Source organism: Mycobacterium montefiorense (assembly GCF_025823255.1).
In the GTDB taxonomy this organism is placed as follows: Bacteria; Actinomycetota; Actinomycetes; order Mycobacteriales; family Mycobacteriaceae; genus Mycobacterium; species Mycobacterium montefiorense.
Window position 1 is genome coordinate 24502 of record NZ_JACKVL010000015.1, and the last position, 16624, is coordinate 41125.

16 protein-coding genes are annotated in these 16624 nt (G+C 65.5%); 8 read left to right on the forward strand and 8 right to left on the reverse strand.

The features are described from left to right. Positions 1-54 precede the first annotated feature (54 nt). The 6 genes from H7K34_RS19130 (at position 55) to pth (ending at position 4360) form a co-directional block, all read left to right on the forward strand. Positions 55-1035, forward strand: a complete 981-nt coding sequence (locus H7K34_RS19130) for a ribose-phosphate diphosphokinase (RefSeq protein ID WP_108924413.1) — start codon at positions 55-57, stop codon at positions 1033-1035. Continuing rightward, complete coding sequence (gene arsC / locus H7K34_RS19135) at positions 1036-1401, forward strand: arsenate reductase (glutaredoxin) (RefSeq protein WP_264063641.1); 366 nt, start codon at positions 1036-1038, stop codon at positions 1399-1401. Next, positions 1398-2051 (forward strand): LpqN/LpqT family lipoprotein, encoded by a 654-nt coding sequence (locus H7K34_RS19140; protein WP_264063642.1) that lies wholly within the window; start codon positions 1398-1400, stop codon positions 2049-2051. The genes arsC and H7K34_RS19140 overlap by 4 nt, the downstream gene beginning before the upstream one ends. Positions 2052-2094: 43 nt before the next feature. Next, a complete protein-coding gene (locus tag H7K34_RS19145; protein ID WP_264063643.1) occupies positions 2095-2964 on the forward strand; it encodes an oxidoreductase in 870 nt (289 codons plus the stop codon). A gap of 142 nt (positions 2965-3106) precedes the next feature. Further along, positions 3107-3772: a 50S ribosomal protein L25/general stress protein Ctc gene (locus H7K34_RS19150; protein ID WP_264063644.1), complete on the forward strand. Its 666-nt coding sequence runs from the start codon at positions 3107-3109 to the stop codon at positions 3770-3772. 12 nt (positions 3773-3784) lie between these two features. Beyond that, positions 3785-4360 carry an aminoacyl-tRNA hydrolase gene (gene pth / locus H7K34_RS19155; protein ID WP_264063645.1) on the forward strand — a complete coding sequence of 192 codons (576 nt, stop codon included), beginning with the start codon at positions 3785-3787 and terminating at the stop codon, positions 4358-4360. Between the two features lie 113 nt (positions 4361-4473). Here the strand turns inward: pth and H7K34_RS19160 are convergent, their stop codons facing one another. From H7K34_RS19160 to H7K34_RS19180, 5 genes are all read right to left on the reverse strand, one after another. Beyond that, the gene (locus tag H7K34_RS19160) at positions 4474-6111 is read right to left on the reverse strand and encodes a fatty acyl-AMP ligase (RefSeq protein WP_264063646.1); all 1638 of its coding nucleotides are present in this window, start codon (positions 6109-6111) and stop codon (positions 4474-4476) included. 321 nt (positions 6112-6432) lie between these two features. Next, a complete protein-coding gene (locus tag H7K34_RS19165; RefSeq protein WP_264063647.1) occupies positions 6433-7386 on the reverse strand; it encodes a 4-(cytidine 5'-diphospho)-2-C-methyl-D-erythritol kinase in 954 nt (317 codons plus the stop codon). Positions 7387-7484: 98 nt separating this feature from the next. Further along, the gene (rsmA, locus tag H7K34_RS19170) at positions 7485-8405 is read right to left on the reverse strand and encodes a 16S rRNA (adenine(1518)-N(6)/adenine(1519)-N(6))-dimethyltransferase RsmA (RefSeq protein ID WP_264063648.1); all 921 of its coding nucleotides are present in this window, start codon (positions 8403-8405) and stop codon (positions 7485-7487) included. Next, positions 8369-9496: a resuscitation-promoting factor gene (locus tag H7K34_RS19175; protein WP_264063649.1), complete on the reverse strand. Its 1128-nt coding sequence runs from the start codon at positions 9494-9496 to the stop codon at positions 8369-8371. The genes rsmA and H7K34_RS19175 overlap by 37 nt, the downstream gene beginning before the upstream one ends. A gap of 144 nt (positions 9497-9640) precedes the next feature. Next, the gene (locus H7K34_RS19180; protein ID WP_264063650.1) at positions 9641-10501 is read right to left on the reverse strand and encodes a TatD family hydrolase; all 861 of its coding nucleotides are present in this window, start codon (positions 10499-10501) and stop codon (positions 9641-9643) included. A gap of 18 nt (positions 10502-10519) precedes the next feature. On the opposite strand from H7K34_RS19180, the gene metG reads away from it, so the two are divergent. Together metG and H7K34_RS19190 are read left to right on the forward strand one after the other, a co-directional pair. Beyond that, positions 10520-12076 carry a methionine--tRNA ligase gene (gene metG, locus H7K34_RS19185; protein ID WP_264063651.1) on the forward strand — a complete coding sequence of 519 codons (1557 nt, stop codon included), beginning with the start codon at positions 10520-10522 and terminating at the stop codon, positions 12074-12076. A 133-nt stretch (positions 12077-12209) separates the two neighbouring features. Next, positions 12210-12572 (forward strand): PAS domain-containing protein, encoded by a 363-nt coding sequence (locus tag H7K34_RS19190; RefSeq protein ID WP_264063652.1) that lies wholly within the window; start codon positions 12210-12212, stop codon positions 12570-12572. A 31-nt stretch (positions 12573-12603) separates the two neighbouring features. On the opposite strand, the gene H7K34_RS19195 is transcribed toward H7K34_RS19190, so the two are convergent. From H7K34_RS19195 to H7K34_RS19205, 3 genes are all read right to left on the reverse strand, one after another. Then, positions 12604-14583, reverse strand: a complete 1980-nt coding sequence (locus tag H7K34_RS19195; RefSeq protein WP_264063653.1) for a hypothetical protein — start codon at positions 14581-14583, stop codon at positions 12604-12606. A gap of 74 nt (positions 14584-14657) precedes the next feature. Next, positions 14658-15368 carry a TetR/AcrR family transcriptional regulator gene (locus tag H7K34_RS19200; protein WP_264063654.1) on the reverse strand — a complete coding sequence of 237 codons (711 nt, stop codon included), beginning with the start codon at positions 15366-15368 and terminating at the stop codon, positions 14658-14660. Positions 15369-15481: 113 nt separating this feature from the next. Beyond that, positions 15482-16159 carry a TetR/AcrR family transcriptional regulator gene (locus H7K34_RS19205; protein WP_264063655.1) on the reverse strand — a complete coding sequence of 226 codons (678 nt, stop codon included), beginning with the start codon at positions 16157-16159 and terminating at the stop codon, positions 15482-15484. Positions 16160-16624 lie beyond the last annotated feature (465 nt).

The window sequence follows — 16624 nt, forward strand, 5'->3', positions numbered from 1 at the left end:
TTCGCTACGTACGATGGGCACTTCCATTTCGATCCGAACGGCGAGGGCAGCACGGTGAGCCACGACTGGACCGATAACCGCAAAAATTTGATGCTGTTCTCCGGCCGGGCACACCCCGAGCTGGCGGAGCAGGTCGCCAAGGAACTCGACGTTCACGTCACCGCGCAGACGGCGCGCGAGTTCGCCAATGGCGAGATCTTCGTCCGCTTCGACGAGTCAGTACGCGGGTGCGACGCGTTCGTCCTGCAGTCCTGTCCAGATCCGGTGAACAACTGGCTGATGGAAGCACTGATCATGATCGACGCCCTCAAACGAGGCAGCGCCAAGCGGATCACCGCCGTCATGCCGTTCTATCCCTACGCGCGGCAGGACAAGAAACATCGCGGCCGCGAGCCGATCTCGGCGCGGCTGGTCGCCGACCTGCTCAAGACCGCGGGCGCCGACCGGATCGTGACCGTCGACCTGCACACCGATCAGATTCAGGGCTTCTTCGACGGACCGGTCGACCACATGCGCGGACAGACCCTGCTGACCACCTACATCAAGGAGAACTACCCCGACGGCAACATGGTCGTCGTCTCCCCCGACTCGGGCCGGGTGCGCATCGCCGAGAAGTGGGCCGACTCGCTGGGCGGCGTCCCGCTGGCCTTCATTCACAAGACCCGTGACCCGCGGGTACCCAATCAGGTGGTTTCCAACCGCGTGGTCGGTGAGGTCGACGGCCGCACCTGTGTGCTGATCGACGACATGATCGACACCGGTGGCACCATTGCCGGCGCCGTCAATCTTCTGCGCGAAGACGGCGCCAGTGACGTGATCGTCGCGGCGACCCACGGTGTGCTGTCGGAGCCCGCCGCGCAGCGGCTGGCCGCATGCGGTGCCCGCGAGGTCATCGTCACGAACACGCTGCCGATCGGCGACGACAAGCGCTTCGCGGCGCTCACGGTGTTGTCGATCGCGCCGCTGCTGGCCAGCACCATTCGCGCCGTATTCGAAAATGGCTCTGTCACAGGGTTATTCGATGGAGATGCCTAGATGGCTTCGGCCTTTGGGGGCTCCGACTCCACTGTCATCTACCACAACCCGAAGTGCAGTACCTCCCGCAAGACGCTGGATTTGTTGCGGGACAACGGTTTAGAACCAACCATTGTCCAATACCTGAAGACGCCGCCGTCTCGGAACGAGCTCGTCAAGCTGATCCGCGACGCCGGCATCGACGTGCGGACCGCGGTGCGTAAGCGTGAATCGTTGTATGCCGAACTCGGATTAGACGACGCGACGGACGATCAGCTGCTCGACGCGATGGCCGAACACCCGATTCTGATCGAGCGCCCGTTCGTCGTGACCGCGAAGGGCACTCGGCTGGCCCGTCCGATCGACGCGGTCCGCGAGATTCTGTGAGACGGCTCGTCGCCGCTGCCGCAATTGCGGCGCTGACGGTGCCCGCGGCGGCGTGTGGACCGAAAGCGCCTGACTACTCCTCGGTCTGGACGACGAGTTCAGCGACCGCGACGACCACCACCACGACGGACAAGCCGGTCCCCCTATCGCTGTACCTGGACAGCATCGGCGTGACCGGGCAGCAGGTGGCACCGAGTTCCCTGACCGACCTGAAGGTGTCGATTCCGACACCTTCAGGCTGGGCGCCGTTTACCAATCCGCACATCGCGCCTCAAACGCTGATCCTGGCTAAGGGCGGCAAGTATCCGACGGCGCGGCTCGTGGTGTTCAAGCTGATCGGGGACTTCGACCCGGCGCAGGTGATCAAGCACGGCAATGACGATGCCCAATTGTTCCAGAACTTCAAGCAATTGGACTCCTCGATGACACCCTTCAATGGGTTCCCGTCGTCGATGATCCAGGGCAGCTACAACAGTGATGACGGCACCCGGCTGCACAGCTGGAACCGGATCGTGCTGCCGACCGGGTCGCCCCCGGCCAAGCAGCGCTACTTCGTTCAGCTCACCATCACCGGTCTGGCCGACCAGGCCGCCGCGCAGTCGACAGACATCGACGCGATCATCCACGGGTTCGTCGTCGCCGCTAAATAGCTGTGCGGCGGGCCGCACCCCTCGAACACTAGGGTTGTCAGGCATGACTGACTGGACCGCGGCTGATCTGCCGTCATTCGCCGGACGCACCGTGATCGTCACCGGCGCCAACAGTGGACTGGGCGCGATCACGGCGCGCGAGTTGACCCGAACCGGCGCCAAAGTGATCCTGGCCGTGCGCACCCCGAGCAAGGGCGAGGCCGCCGCGACGCAGATGACCGGAGACGTCGAGGTGCGTCAACTGGATCTACAGGACCTGGCGTCGATACGCCGGTTCGCCGACGGGATCGACAAGGCCGACCTGCTGATCAACAACGCCGGCATCATGGCGGCCCCGTTCGGATTGACCGTCGACAGCTTCGAGAGCCAGATCGGCACCAACCACTTCGGCCATTTCGCGCTGACCAACCAGTTGCTCCCCAAGCTCACCGACCGGGTGGTAACGCTGACGTCGCTGGCGCACTGGCCGGGCCGCATCGACTTCGACGACATCAACTGGAAGAGCCGCCGCTATTCGGCCTGGCTGGCCTACAGCCAGTCGAAGCTGGCCAACCTGCTGTTCACCAGCGAGCTGCAGAGGCGCCTCAAATTGGCCGGTTCGCCGCTGCGCTCAGTGGCGGCCCATCCCGGCTACTCGCACACCAACCTGCAGGGCGCCTCGGGCCGCAAACTGGGCGACGCAGTGATATCGGCTGCCACCCGGGTGGTTGCCACCAGCGCCGATTTTGGCGCACAGCAAACGCTGTACGCCGCATCGCAGGACCTGCCGGGCGACACCTTCATCGGCCCCAAATTCGGCTGGATCGGCCGAACCCAACCCGTCAGCCGCAGCCGACGGGCACAAGACCCGACCACCGCCACCGCGCTCTGGGACCTGTCCGAGCAGCTCACCGGCGTCAAATTTCCGCTCTGAGGCGCCGATGCGCTACCCTGGCCGGGCGTCACGGCGAGGGTGGCAGGCGTCTAGCCAGCACCGTTATCGACGGAGACCGACATATGTCGCGACCCTAGCCGTGCCTTGACACTCAGGTACGTCAGCACACAGGAGCGACACGATGGCTAAGAAATCCGCAGTCAACCAACTCAGCGTCACGGTGCGAACCGAGACCGGTAAGGGCGCGTCCCGGCGGGCCCGCCGCGACGGCCGGATTCCCGCCGTCCTCTATGGCCACGGCAGCGACCCGCAGCACCTGGAATTGCCCGGGCATGAGTTCGCGGCGGTGCTGCGCCACTCGGGCACCAACGCGGTACTGACCCTGGACATCGCCGGCAAGGAACAGCTGGCGCTGACCAAGGCGCTCGACATCCACCCGATCCGCCGCAACATCCAGCACGCGGACCTGTTGGTCGTGCGCCGCGGCGAGAAGGTCGTCGTCGAGGTCAGGGTCCTCATCGAGGGCGAGGCCGCGTCCGGCACCCTGGTCACCCAGGACACCAACACCATCGAAATCGAGGCCGACGCCCTGTCGATCCCCGAGCAGCTGACGGTGTCCGTCGAGGAGGCCGAACCGGGCACCCAGTTCACCGCCGGACAAATCGCGCTGCCATCGGGCGTCAACCTGATTTCCGACCCGGAAATGCTGGTGGTAAACGTGGTGACCGCGCCGACCGCCGAGGACCTCGAGGAAGAGGGCGCGGGCGAGGCCGAGGGCGCCGAAGGTGTCGAAGCCGCGGAGGAGCCGGGCGACGAAGCCGAAGCCTCCGAAGAAGAGTCCGAGTAGGCGGCCGGCAACATGGCCGAACCGCTCCTGGTGGTCGGCCTGGGCAATCCCGGAGACAACTACGCCCGCACCCGGCACAACGTCGGGTTCATGGTTGCCGACGTGCTCGCTACACGACTGGGCTCAAAGTTCAAGGTGCACAAGCGCTCCGGCGCCGAAGTGGTCAGCGGCAGGCTCGCCGGACACTCGGTGCTGGTGGCCAAGCCGCGTTGCTACATGAACGAGTCCGGGCGACAGGTCGGCCCGCTGGCCAAGTTCTACTCAGTGGCGCCCGCCGACATCATCGTCATCCACGACGACCTTGACCTCGACTTCGGTCGCATCCGGCTCAAGATCGGCGGCGGCGAGGGCGGCCATAATGGGCTCCGTTCGGTCGCTTCGGCGTTGAGCACCAAAGACTTTCAGCGGGTGCGTATCGGGATCGGGCGTCCGCCCGGACGCAAAGACCCCGCGGCATTCGTGCTGGAGAATTTCACCGCCACCGAACGGCCCGAGATTCCTACCATCTGCGAGCAGGCCGCCGACGCCACCGAGACACTGATCGAATTGGGGCTAGAGCCCGCGCAAAACCGCGTCCACGCCTGGTAATTCGCGCCGAGCGTGCATCCAGGGCACCGAGTGTGCGTCCAGGGCTGCGCCGCGCGGCGTGTCGCCGCCGTCAGCGCACACTCGGTGGAAAAGACCGCCGGTGGAAAAGACCGCTACCCGGTGACCAGGGTGACGGAGTTGGACCGACGCAGCTTGCCCGACGGCGTCTTCGGGATGGTCCCGGGACCGAGGACCACGACGTTACGGGGCCGCATGTCGACCTCTTTGAGGACCTCGCGGGCGACCTCGTGTTCCATCCGGCGCACCTCGACCGGGTCCTGGAAGGCGTTGGACTCGACCGCGACGGCGAACGTCTCGCGGGAGTGGCCGGCGTCCAGGCGGACCGCCACGGCGCAGCCCGGCCGGACACCGTCGACGCGGCCGGCGGCCCGCTCGATGTCGGTCGGGTAGATGTTGCGGCCGGCCATGATGATGACGTCCTTGACACGGCCGCAGACCACGATGTGGCCGTCTTCGTTGATGTAGCCGAGGTCGCCGGTGTCGTACCAGCCGTGCTCGTCCTGGGCCGAGATGAAGCCGCCCATGGTCAGGTAGCCGGGTGTCAGCGATTCGCCGCGCAGCTCGATGACGCCGACGCCGCGCGGGGCCATCACGTTGCCCTGCTCGTCGATGATGCGGGCTTCGAGATCCTTGAGCAGCGGGCCCAGCGTGGCCAGCCGGCGGGTGTTGCCCTTGGTGGCGGGCACGGCCCGGCGCAGGGCGGCCAGCAGGTCGGTGTCCACCTCGTCGACGACCAGACCCGAGTTGCACTTGGAGAACGACACGGCCAGCGTCGTCTCGGCCATGCCGTAGGCCGGCAGGATCGCCGAGGACCGCAGGCCGAACGGCTTACCGGCGTCCAGTAGGTCCTCAACGTCGGCGGGCTCGACGGGCTCCGCGCCGGACAGCGCAAAGCGCAGGGTCGACAGATCGAAGTCACCGGGCTTGGCGTTGCGGCGCAGTCGCTTGGCCAGCAGCGCGTAGGCGAAGTTGGGCGCCGCGGTCATGGTGCCCTTGTACTTGTCGATCAGCTTGGCCCACAGCAGCGCGTCGCGCAGGAAGTCCATCGGCGTGACCTTGACGAGCTCCGCGCCGAAGTACATCGGAATGGTGAGGAAGCCGACCATGCCCATGTCGTGGAAGCAGGGCAGCCAGCTGACCATCACGTCTTTTTCGATGTCGTACTCGGCGCCGATGAACATCGCCTCGGCGTTGGAGTAGATGTTGCGATGGGTGATCTGGACGGCCTTCGGCGAGCCGGTCGAGCCGGACGTCAGCTGCATCAGCGCCAGATCATCCTCGCCCACCTCGACGGCGTCGATCGGCTCCGACGCCAGCAGGTCGGTGACGGTGAGGACCTTGATGCCCTTTTCCTCCAGCACCGGGATCGCGACCAGGAAGGGCTCGGAGACGATGACGACCTTGGCCTCGATCATGCCGATGACGTTCATGGTGTCCTCGGCCCACACAGCCAGGTCCGTGCGTGGGGTGGGCTGGTGCAGCATCGTGAGGCTGGCTCCGCGCATCCATAGACCTTGGGCGGTGGGGGCGATCTCTACCGGGAAGCCGGCGAGCACACCCACAGCGTCGCCGAGGCCGATGCCCGCGGCGGCCAGGCCGCCGGCGATGCAGCGAGCGCGCTCGTGGACCTCACCCCAGGTGTGGCGGACAGGTGCGTGAGGATCACCGGTGACCATGCCCTTCTTCGAAATCCGGGCATTGTGGATCATCTTCTCGGTAAACCTGCTCACGCAAACCTCCTTGGTTCCGGTGCTATCCCCAAGACCCGGGTTTTCATGTTCCGCTCGCCGGGCAACACTTTGTAGCAGCCACGCGAGCACAGTTGGGAAGCAGTTACGTCTCGGAATAGTGATGAGCCAGCAACCCCGTGTCTGGTTGCCCGATCAGCCGCAACCCTGCCCTGCAGGCGGAGAGCAATTGGCCGTCCACCGTGTCCCCCGGCGGGCGGCCAAGTCGAATGCTGATCGATAGTCGTCACCGCGAGTTATCTTAAACTCCTCTTAAGTAACAACCCACCATTTCAGCAATTTGAGTCGGATTTCACAGTGTGTTCAGGCGTCGGTCATCGGGGTCGGCACGACCCGGGCACCCGGCACCGGACCGCTCGCGACCCGCACCGTACGGCAGACACCGGCCCCCGACAGAGCAGTGCCGACATCGACCGCCGAGGGCGCTGACGTGCACAAAAACGCACAAGTCGGGCCCGATCCGGACACGATGCCGGCCAACGCACCCGCTTCCTCGCCGGCCCGCAGCGCACGTCGCAGCGTCGGATTCAGGCTGACCGCCGCGGCTTCCAATTCGTTACCCAAAAGTGGCGCCAGCGCTTCCGGGTCGCCCGCGGCCAGCGCGGCCAGCACCGGCCCGGCCTCGTCCAGCCGGTCGGGGTCCCCGGCTTCCCTGAGCCGGTCGAGCTCGCTGAATACCGCCGGGGTCAGCAATTCACCGTCAGCGAAGGCCAGCACCCAGTGGAAGGTGTTACGGGACAGCACCGTGGCCAGCTCCTCGCCGCGCCCGGTGCCCAGCGCGGTGCCACCGTGCAGCGCGAAGGGCACGTCGCTGCCCAGTCGCGCCGCGAGCATGCGCAGATCGCGGCGTGGCACGTTGAGCTCCCACAGCGCGTTGATCGCGACCAACACCGCCGCCGCGTCCGCGCTGCCACCCGCCATACCGCCGGCCACCGGGATGGATTTGTCGATCATGATCGAGACGTCGGGCGCCCGGCCGACGTGCTCGGCCATCAGCTCGGCGGCCTGCCAGGCCAGGTTGCGTTCGTCGGTAGGCAGCTTGTCGGACCCCTCGCCGACAACTTCGAGCGACAAAACGTCGGCATTGCGCACCGTCAGCTCGTCGAGCAGCGAGACGGCCTGAAACACCGTCGTCAGCTCGTGATAGCCGTCGTCGCGACGATCGCCGACGGCGAGGTACAGGTTGACCTTTCCGGGCACGCGAACGGTGACTGACCCGGTGGGCACCCACTGCGCAGCGGTGTTGCCGTCAGACATTCGCCCTCACCCAGCAAGCCACCGCCACCGCAGCAGACTATCGCTGCTACAAGCGAACTACACGCAACGACGCCGTGCGACGCTGCGAAAGGCCGGGGTCAGCTGCCGGAAGCCTGCGGCTGGGCGGGGTGGCCCGAGCGTCGCAGCAGCCGGACAAAGTCGTCGATGGACAGCGTCTCGCCGCGGCGGGCGGGATCAATGCTGGCCGCCAGCAAGCGATTTGCCGATTCATTGCCCGAGCCCGCCCACTGCAGGAATGCATTGCGGGACGTCTTGCGTCGTTGCGCGAAGGCGATATCGACCAGTTCGAAGACTTGCCGCCGAAACGCGTCGTCGGGCGGCCACGGCGCCGTGTCGTACCGGTCGATGCGGACCAGGCCGGAATAGACGCGCGGCACCGGCCAGAAGACGGTCGGCGAGACCATGCCGCACCGACGCACCCGTCCGAAGAATCGCGCCTTGACGCTGGGCACGCCGTACTCCTTGCCGCCCGGCTCGGCGGCAAGCCGCTCGGCGACTTCGGCCTGCACCATCACCGTGACAGTCGCAATGGTCGGAAACTCGGCGAGCAGATGCAGCAACGCCGGCACCGCGACGTTGTAGGGCAGATTGGCGACGACCGCGCTGGGCTGGGCGGCCAGCTCATTCCGTCTTAGGGTCAAGACGTCACGGTTGACCACCGTCAGTCGTTGGATCTCGCTATGCGAATGCTCGCTGACGGTCTGCGGCAGCCGCTCGGCCAGCATCGGGTCGATTTCGACGGCGGTGACCGTGGCACCGCGGTCGAGCAGCGCCAGGGTCAGCGAGCCGAGGCCGGGGCCGACCTCAAGCACGTGGTCAGCCCGGCCAATGCCGGAGGTCGAAACAATTCGCCGAACGGTGTTGGCGTCGTGGACGAAATTCTGGCCCAACGATTTTCGTGGCCGCAACTCAAGTTCTTTGGCCAGCCGCCTGATATCGGAACGCCCGAGCAGCTGAATCGTCAGCGGGCACCAGCTCTTCCGCTGCACACTGGCCATGCGCCCCATCCCTGGCGCTCCCTGGTTACCTCGGCGACGGTGATCTGCTCGTCCCGGCTGGCCAGGTCGGCACGGGCTGCAAATCGCAAGCCGCCGTTGCGCTCCCAGGTGCTTTGGTCGAATTGCACGCCACCGTAGTAGCCGTTACCGGTGTTGATCGCCCAGTTTCCGCCGGCCTCGCAGCTCGCGATGGCATCCCAGATGGAGCCGTCGGTCACCGGGGGCACCTCGGTCCCTGGCTTGGTGCCCACCCGCACCACGGAATCGCGGGCCGGTGCAATCACGATGTTGGCGATCGGCAGCCGACCGGTCTCGACGCCGTTGACCGTGGCCACCGCGTAGGTCACGTCCTGCGTGCCGGCGGTACCCGGGTCTTCGACAACCTGGCGGCTCATGTTCATGTCGGGGTCTTCGACCTTGCGAGCGTTGGGCGCCAACGGGATTCGCTCGGTGACCTTCTCGATGCGGTTACGCGTCACCTGGATCTGCATGCCGTCGACAATCGGCGTGGTCGCGGCGGGCGCCACCTGGTCGCTGTCTTGCAGCGGTACGCCGGCGGCACTGAGCAGCCCCGCGACGTTGGGGGCGGGTAGGTGCACCATGCGGATCGTGCCGCCGTCGTTGATCTGGACGGTCTTAGCGCTGACGACCGGCAGGGCCATTCCGGCCAGCGGAACCCGGCTGGCACGCGAGGCGGCGGCGGGGGCGGTGTCGGTCATCGCGAGCTGGGCCAGTGCTTCGTCGACGGTGGATGCCGTCGTCCACACCTGCTTGGCGTCACGGCCGTCCAGCGAGATCTCCAACGGCCGGCTGCGCCGCAGCACGATCTTGTCGGCGTTGTGAATCTGGACGTCGCCGGCGGGGTACAAGTCGTCACGCTGATCGACGATGTACCCGTTCTCTTCGACGATGTCGATCACTCGCGACTTCATGGTCGTCACCCGCATAGCGATGCCGTCCACGGTCAACGTCACCGTCTTGGACACCGAAACGGCGAAGCCACCGGCGAACGCCAGTACTACCAGCAGCCCCCCGACTACCAGCCGCAACATCGCTGATGGGGTCTGATGAAGCCTTCTCAATACAGTCAACGTGCGTCTACCCCGACCTCAGCAACCACTTAACGACCTATCCAGCGGCAATTTGACAGCAGTGCAATAAACCAACGATTCGATCACAAGACGGTAACGAACTGGTCAACCTGGAGCAACTCCGGCACGAATGTGTTGCGCAAATCACCGGTCCGATGTGGCGAGTCCGTAGACCCGCCCGGCGTTGCTCGTGGTGATTCGGGCCAGTTCTGCTGCCGGGCGATCGAGCAGTTCTGCGATCGCTCGAACAGTATAAGGAAGGCAATATGGCTCGTTGGGCGCGCCACGGTAAGGATGCGGTGTTAAAAAGGGCGCGTCCGTCTCCACCAGCAGCTGCTCGGCCGGTATCAACGGCACGGCTTCCCGCAGCGCGCGGGCATTGCGGAAGCTGACCGTCCCGGACAGGCTGACAAACCATCCGGCGTCGACGCAGCTGCGTGCCATGGCGCTGTCGGACGAAAAGCAGTGGAAGATCACCACATCGGGGGCACCCTCGGCCCTCAACACGTCGAGCACCTCGGCGTCGGCCTCCCGGTTGTGAATCATCAGCGGTTTACCGCACCGCTTGGCCAGGTCGATATGCCAGGCGAAGGCCTCGCGTTGGGTGTCGGGCGCGGCGCAGCCGTCCAGACGGCCGGGCCAGTACATGTCCACGCCGGTCTCGCCGACGGCCACCACGCGGGGATGGGCGACCAGCCGCTCGATCTCGGCTCGAGCCGCGTCGTCGAGGGCGTCCGCGCGGGTCGGGTGCAGTGCCACGGCGGCGTACACCCGCGGGTCCCAATCGGCGGCTTGAGTCACCCAGCGCGCCGAGTCCAGATCGTCGGCGATGGTGACGACCGTGCCCACTCCGACCGCCGCGGCACGGTCCACGATGGCCGCCACCCCGTCGGCGTCGTGGGCGCCGCATGCGTCGAGGTGAGTGTGGGCGTCGACCAGCGGCGCCAACGGCTCGGGTGCGGGCGGCGCTTCTCGTTTACCGGGTCGGCTGGAGCTCACGCGCACACAATAGGGTGAATCTCGATGAGGCCCTATTACGTCACCACTGCGATCGCGTATCCAAACGGTGCGCCGCACGTGGGTCACGCCTACGAATACATCGCCACCGACGCGATCGCCCGCTTCAAGCGGCTCGACGGTTTCGACGTGCGCTTCCTGACCGGAACCGACGAGCACGGCCAGAAGGTCGCCGAGACCGCGGCCGCCGCCGGGGTGCCGACCGCCGAGCTGGCCCGGCGCAACTCAGATGTGTTCCAGCGCATGCAGGAAGCGCTGAACATCTCCTTCGACCGTTTCATCCGGACCACCGATGCCGACCACCACGAGGCGTCCAAGGAGATCTGGCGGCGCATGGAAGCGGCCGGAGACATCTATCTGGCCAGCTATTCCGGGTGGTATTCGGTGCGCGACGAGCGCTACTTCTCCGACTCGGAGACCGAGGTGGTGGACGGCACCCGCATCGCCACCGAGACCGGCGCGCCGGTGACTTGGACCGAGAAGGAGCAGACCTACTTCTTCCGGCTCTCGGCGTACACCGACAAGCTGCTCGCCCACTACGAGGCCAACCCGGACTTCATCGGACCCGAGGTGCGCCGCAACGAAGTGGTCAGCTTCGTCTCCGGCGGGCTCACCGATTTCTCGATCTCGCGAACCACGTTCGACTGGGGCGTGCAGGTGCCCGGTCATCCGGAGCATGTGATGTACGTCTGGGTCGACGCGCTGACCAATTACCTGACCGGCGCGGGTTTCCCCGACACGGACTCGGAGTTGTTCCGCCGCTACTGGCCGGCCGATTTGCACATGATCGGCAAGGACATCATCCGATTCCACGCGGTCTACTGGCCGGCGTTCTTGATGTCGGCCGGAATCGAGCTGCCGCGAAGGGTTTTCGCGCACGGGTTCCTGCACAACCGCGGCGAGAAGATGAGCAAGTCGGTGGGCAACACCATCGACCCGGCGGCCCTGGCGGACGCGTTCGGCGTCGACCAGCTCCGCTACTTCCTGCTGCGCGAGGTGCCGTTCGGCCAGGACGGCAGCTACAGCGAAGAGGCCATCATCAATCGGATCAACACCGACCTGGCCAACGAGCTGGGGAACCTGGCGCAACGGTCGCTGTCGATGATCGCCAAGAACCTCGACGGGGTGATGCCCGAACCCGGCGAGCTCACCGCGGCCGACGCGGAGCTGCTCAAGACGGCCGACGCCCTGCTGGACCGGGTGCGGGCCAGTTTCGACGACCAGGCGATGCACTTGGCGCTCGAGGCGATCTGGCTGATGCTGGGCGAGGCGAACAAGTACTTCTCGGCCCAGCAGCCGTGGGTGCTGCGCAAGAGCGAGTCCGAGGCGGATCAGGTGCGGTTCCGCACCGTCCTGTACACGACGTGCGAGGCGGTCCGTATCGCGGCGCTGTTGGTCGCGCCCGTCATGCCGGAGTCAGCCGGCAAGCTACTGGATTTGCTTGGGCAAGCCGAGGAGCAAAGGACGTTTGACGCGATCGCTACCCGGCTAGTCCCCGGTTCGGTATTACCGCCGCCCGCCGGTGTCTTCCCCCGATACCAGCCAGCGGCGGAAAACCAGTGAGCGGAACCCGAAACGAGATGCGGCAAAATGCCGTCACCGCCTGCGTTAGGAAAAGTCCGACATGACCTCTGGCATAGACCATAATCGGCCTGTGGAGCGACGACAGAATCGGCATCAGCACGGCCAGTCACCGATGACCACCTTGAAGCAGTTACCCGCCCTTGTCGTGCTGGAGCGGATCCCGGTTCCGGTGCTGGCAATCGGAGATGACGGCACGATCTTGTTCACCAACACGGCATTTGCGGACATGGTGGGCTACGAGCCGGAAGAAGTTTTGGCACTGCGATTCCGCGAGATTTTCTACCAGGCCCCGGATTCGGACTCCCTGTTGTCGGTCGTACATGCCCTGGCGAACATGGTCGTCGAATTGGGACATAAGGACGGCTCGGTCGTGCGCGCGCTGATGAGCAAGTCGGTAGGAATGCGGGCCGACGACCAATTCGCCCTCGCGACATTCCAGGATCTGACCGAACAGTTGTGGGACGACGAGCACTAGCTTGCGCCCGCCGCTTCAGTGAGCCCGGCGATCAGCGCCGGCTGCGCAGCACGATCACGCCGGCGCCGACGATGGTCACCGCGAGCCATCCGCCGCCCAGCCACCAGAGCCACCCCAGGTCCGAGTGATCGTGTGGCGCGGCGACCGGTCCGGCCGTCGGCGAGTGGTCGACGGTCACCGGGTCTTGTCCGGCAACTGCCACCACCGCGACACCCTTGAGCCGCTGCCAGCGCTTGTTGTTGTCGCCGCCGAGCCATCTGATCAGCTCATCGAGCTGGGCCGAGGTGCCGTTGGATGTCGCGACCAGCAGTGACCGGCCATGGTTGAAAACCGTTTGCAGAGAGGCGAATTTCATCACCGGGTCCAGCGCGAGCGTGGTCGGCTTGCCGTCGGACGTGTTGGCGTTGACGGCGATCGGCCCGCTGGGCCCCGCCGACACCGGCAGCACGACATTGGAGTGGCTCCATCCGTCGGCGGCGATCAATATCGCGGGGTTCGACGAATCGATAGCCTGCTGCACGCTGGTCACGTGGGTGTAGATCGGCGTCGAGCTGATTCGCTGCAGTCCCACCACCAGGTTGATGGCGCGCACCGTGTCGGGCAGCGAGTGGGCCTCGATGCCGACCTGGAAACGCGGCATCAGAGCCTGCGGCATGGACTGGAAGCCGTCGGGCACCGGGGGTGCGGCGGGGCTGCTCTCGACGGTGGTGTCGCCGTTGACGTTCAAATTCAGCAGCTGGTTTCCGGGTCCGGCGGTGTAGAAGTCACCGCAGTGTCCGACGTTGCTCGCAACGTCGAGCACCAAATCAAGGCTGGTGTATCGCTGCAGCAGCCGGTCGGGCACGTCGACCCAGCGGTCGATGGTGCCATGGCCGTCGGTCGGGAAGTGATCGATGGTCTCCGGGCCGACCGTGACGGCAATCTGGCCGCCGATATTGGAAGGCGTCGGAGTACAGGAACCCTGCAGATGCACGCGGACGCCGCGGATGGACCTGCCGAATCGGGTCTGGTCCAGCGCCAGGGACACCCGCGGTTGCAGCGAGGTGGCGTTAGCGACGGGCTGTCCGAGGTCGCGCAGCGTGGTGGTGTTGCCCGGTTGTTGCAGGTTCGGTTTCAGTTGATCCACGACGGCCTTGGACGAAACCGCCAGCTGGGACAGGTCGCTGAAGAGCACGGCGGTGTCTGATTCGTCGTTTTCTCCGAGCGGTCCCGACATCAGCAGCCACGTCGCCGCGCCGGAGCCTTGCAAGGCGAGCCCGTTGTCCGATCCCTCTTTGACGACGATCTGGCGTTCCAGCGGTTGCGGCGGGGTCGGCGGCGCGAGCTGTCCTTCGGTCAATGGGACGACGGCGATCTCGGGGTTCTGCCTGCCGTAGCGCGACGCGGCGGAGGCGGCCAGTTGAATCGCCGTGTCGGATTCGGACGCCGACGGCGATTGCGGCATAAATATGCTCAGTTTCTTCAGCACCGGCGGCAGGAAGTGCGCCACCGTAGTGGGCGGCTGCTCGATCCCGGTGTAGCTGATCGACGGGCTGGAAAGGCGCAGCGGGCTTTCCGGGTACAGGCAGACGCCATCTTGCGGCAGCAGGTAGCTCCGCAGCGTCACCGTGAGCCAGTTGTCGACCACTTCCGCTCCGGCCAGCGGGATGACGATCGGCGTCTGGTCCGCGGTGGGCAGGTTCATCCGCGTGAGGGTGCGCTGGTCCTGTGAGACGGTGAGCGTCCCCGACCGCAGATTGATCGGCAGTTCAACGGTGGCGTTCATCGCGTTCGGTGTCAGTCCCCGTAGCACCGGCACGGTCAGCACCTGCGTGCTGGTCAAGCCCCAGAACTCCAGGTTGGGGGCAGACCCGAGGTCACCGAGCGACACGGTCAGCGTGTCTGTCGCGGTACCCGTATCCGGGGGTGCGGCCACCGAGGGCGGGGCGCTGATAACCAGGAACCCGATCACACCCGCCAAAGCGACAAGTCTGCCTACATACTTCTGGTACACCACCGGAACAGTATGCATTCTTTCGGTACGTTGTCGAAACGGCGCGCAGTTGAAGTGGCGGACCCTGGCCCACTTAGGCATGCTGCCCACGATTAGCCGAGTTCAGAGACCGCGGCGGGCTCGCCGCGCGTCACAGCAGGCCGGGCGTAACGCATGACTTCGCGAGCAAGAAACTGGCGGAAATAGGGCAGCGACGCTTCCGAGACGATGCCGGGAAGCAGCAGCTCCCATACCCGGGTCAAGCGTTCGAGGTCACCGGTGGCGCTCCCGCTCGCCTCCCCGAGGGCGGACATCGCGTCCGACAGTGCCCGCATTCCGAACATGGCGCCGACGATCGACTCGCTGACCGCTTCCGGATCGAGGCCCGGCCGCAGGTCGCCTTCCGCGATCGCTCGCCGGGCCTCGGCGGCCAGCAACTCGACCATGTCCTTGCAGAAGCGACCGGCCGCCTCGTTGAACCCGCGCAACGTGCAGGTCAGCTGTTCGGCTGCGCGGGCGGTTTCATCCGAGCTCAGCATCCCGACGATCGTGAACGTGCCGTGCAGCAGATTCTCGAGACCCGGCGACGCGGCCCCACACACATTCCGGAAACCATTGAGCAGTGTCTCGGCGCCCTCCTCGATGATGGCCGACGCCAGCGACTCTTTGGAATCAAAGTGGTGGTAGAGGGCGCCTTTGGTCATCCCGGTGCGCTCGATGATGGTGCCCCAGCCGGCGGCCGAATACCCGACACCGCCGAACACATCGATCGCGGCGTTGAGAATCTTCCGCCGGGTGACCTCAGACCGAACCTGGCGCGCCATTACCCCTGTTCCTCCGGAGTTTCATCGAGCGCGCAGATTCGGTGATCTCGTCTCACATTGCGCTGCAACAGAATCAAGATTAACAGCCGTGCCATTCCAGGCGTTCGACCTGGTTACGGGGAGTCGGCGGTCGCCGAGGCGGTGTTGACCGCCAGTGCCGCGCGTCGCCTCAGGAACTGGCGGAAGTAGTCATCGCGGTCCGGTTGCAAGATCCCGCCCAACAGCAGGCCCCAGCACCTTTCGAGGTCGAGCAGGAACCGTTCGGGTTCGTCCAGATTGCTGGTCTTGCGCAGCCCCATGTGCACGGAGACCATCATACGCCCCACATCTTGGGGGTTGCACCGTTCATGGATGTCGCCCTCGGCTACGGCCTGCTCAACCACGACACCGAGGGCCTTCACCCATCCGTCCAGCAGTTTCTCCTGCAACCCTTCCGAACGGCCGACGGACTCGATCAGGTTCAGTCCCGCCCTGACCTGGTCCGTCTTGATGTCCTGGATGGCGATCAGATATGAGAAATCGATCAGGGTCTCCAGACCCGAAAGGCCCCGCGTCACCAGCTCCTGCACGGCCACGGTGCCGGCGGCGGTCTGCCTGTCGATGATCGCGACCGCCAGGGCGTGCTTCGACCGGAAGTGGAAGTACATCGCGCCCTTGGTCAGTTCGGCTTCGGCGAGTATGTCGTCGAGGCCGACCTCGTGGTAAGCGCGCCGCGCGAACTGATGTGAGGCGGCGCGCAAGATGTGTCGGCGTGTCGCGTCGGCACGCCCATCGGTCGAGTGGCTCGTCATCGAAGCAGACAACTCGGCTCGCCGGCGACAACAGATCGTCGATCAACGCTGGTCGGCAGTGGCAACCAGGCGCGAGTGCGGAGTCCGTCGATACCGGTCGGGACCCCCATATCGAACGCAGCGCCCTGACCTGGGTTGATCGCCTTCACGTCGATGATGCCTTCCTCGAGCAGGGCGCACACCTCGGCTCATCAGCGGTTTCGCGCAAACACGCACCGCGTTTCTCGGGACGACATTGAACTGACTATGAGGTTAGCAGCAAGGTCTCCAAATTAACGCCCGCGTCGGGACACCTGCCGATACTTGTCGACAGGCGCGTCGCCAAATATGTTAACCATTAGTATGTTTTTTGGGCTATTATGAACTTGTCAGTTTGTAGCGTCGGCGTCCACGGGGATGGGAATCACATGTCGTTCGTCACCACGCAGCCAAGTGCCCGGGCCGCATCGGCCTGCGCGCTTCGCT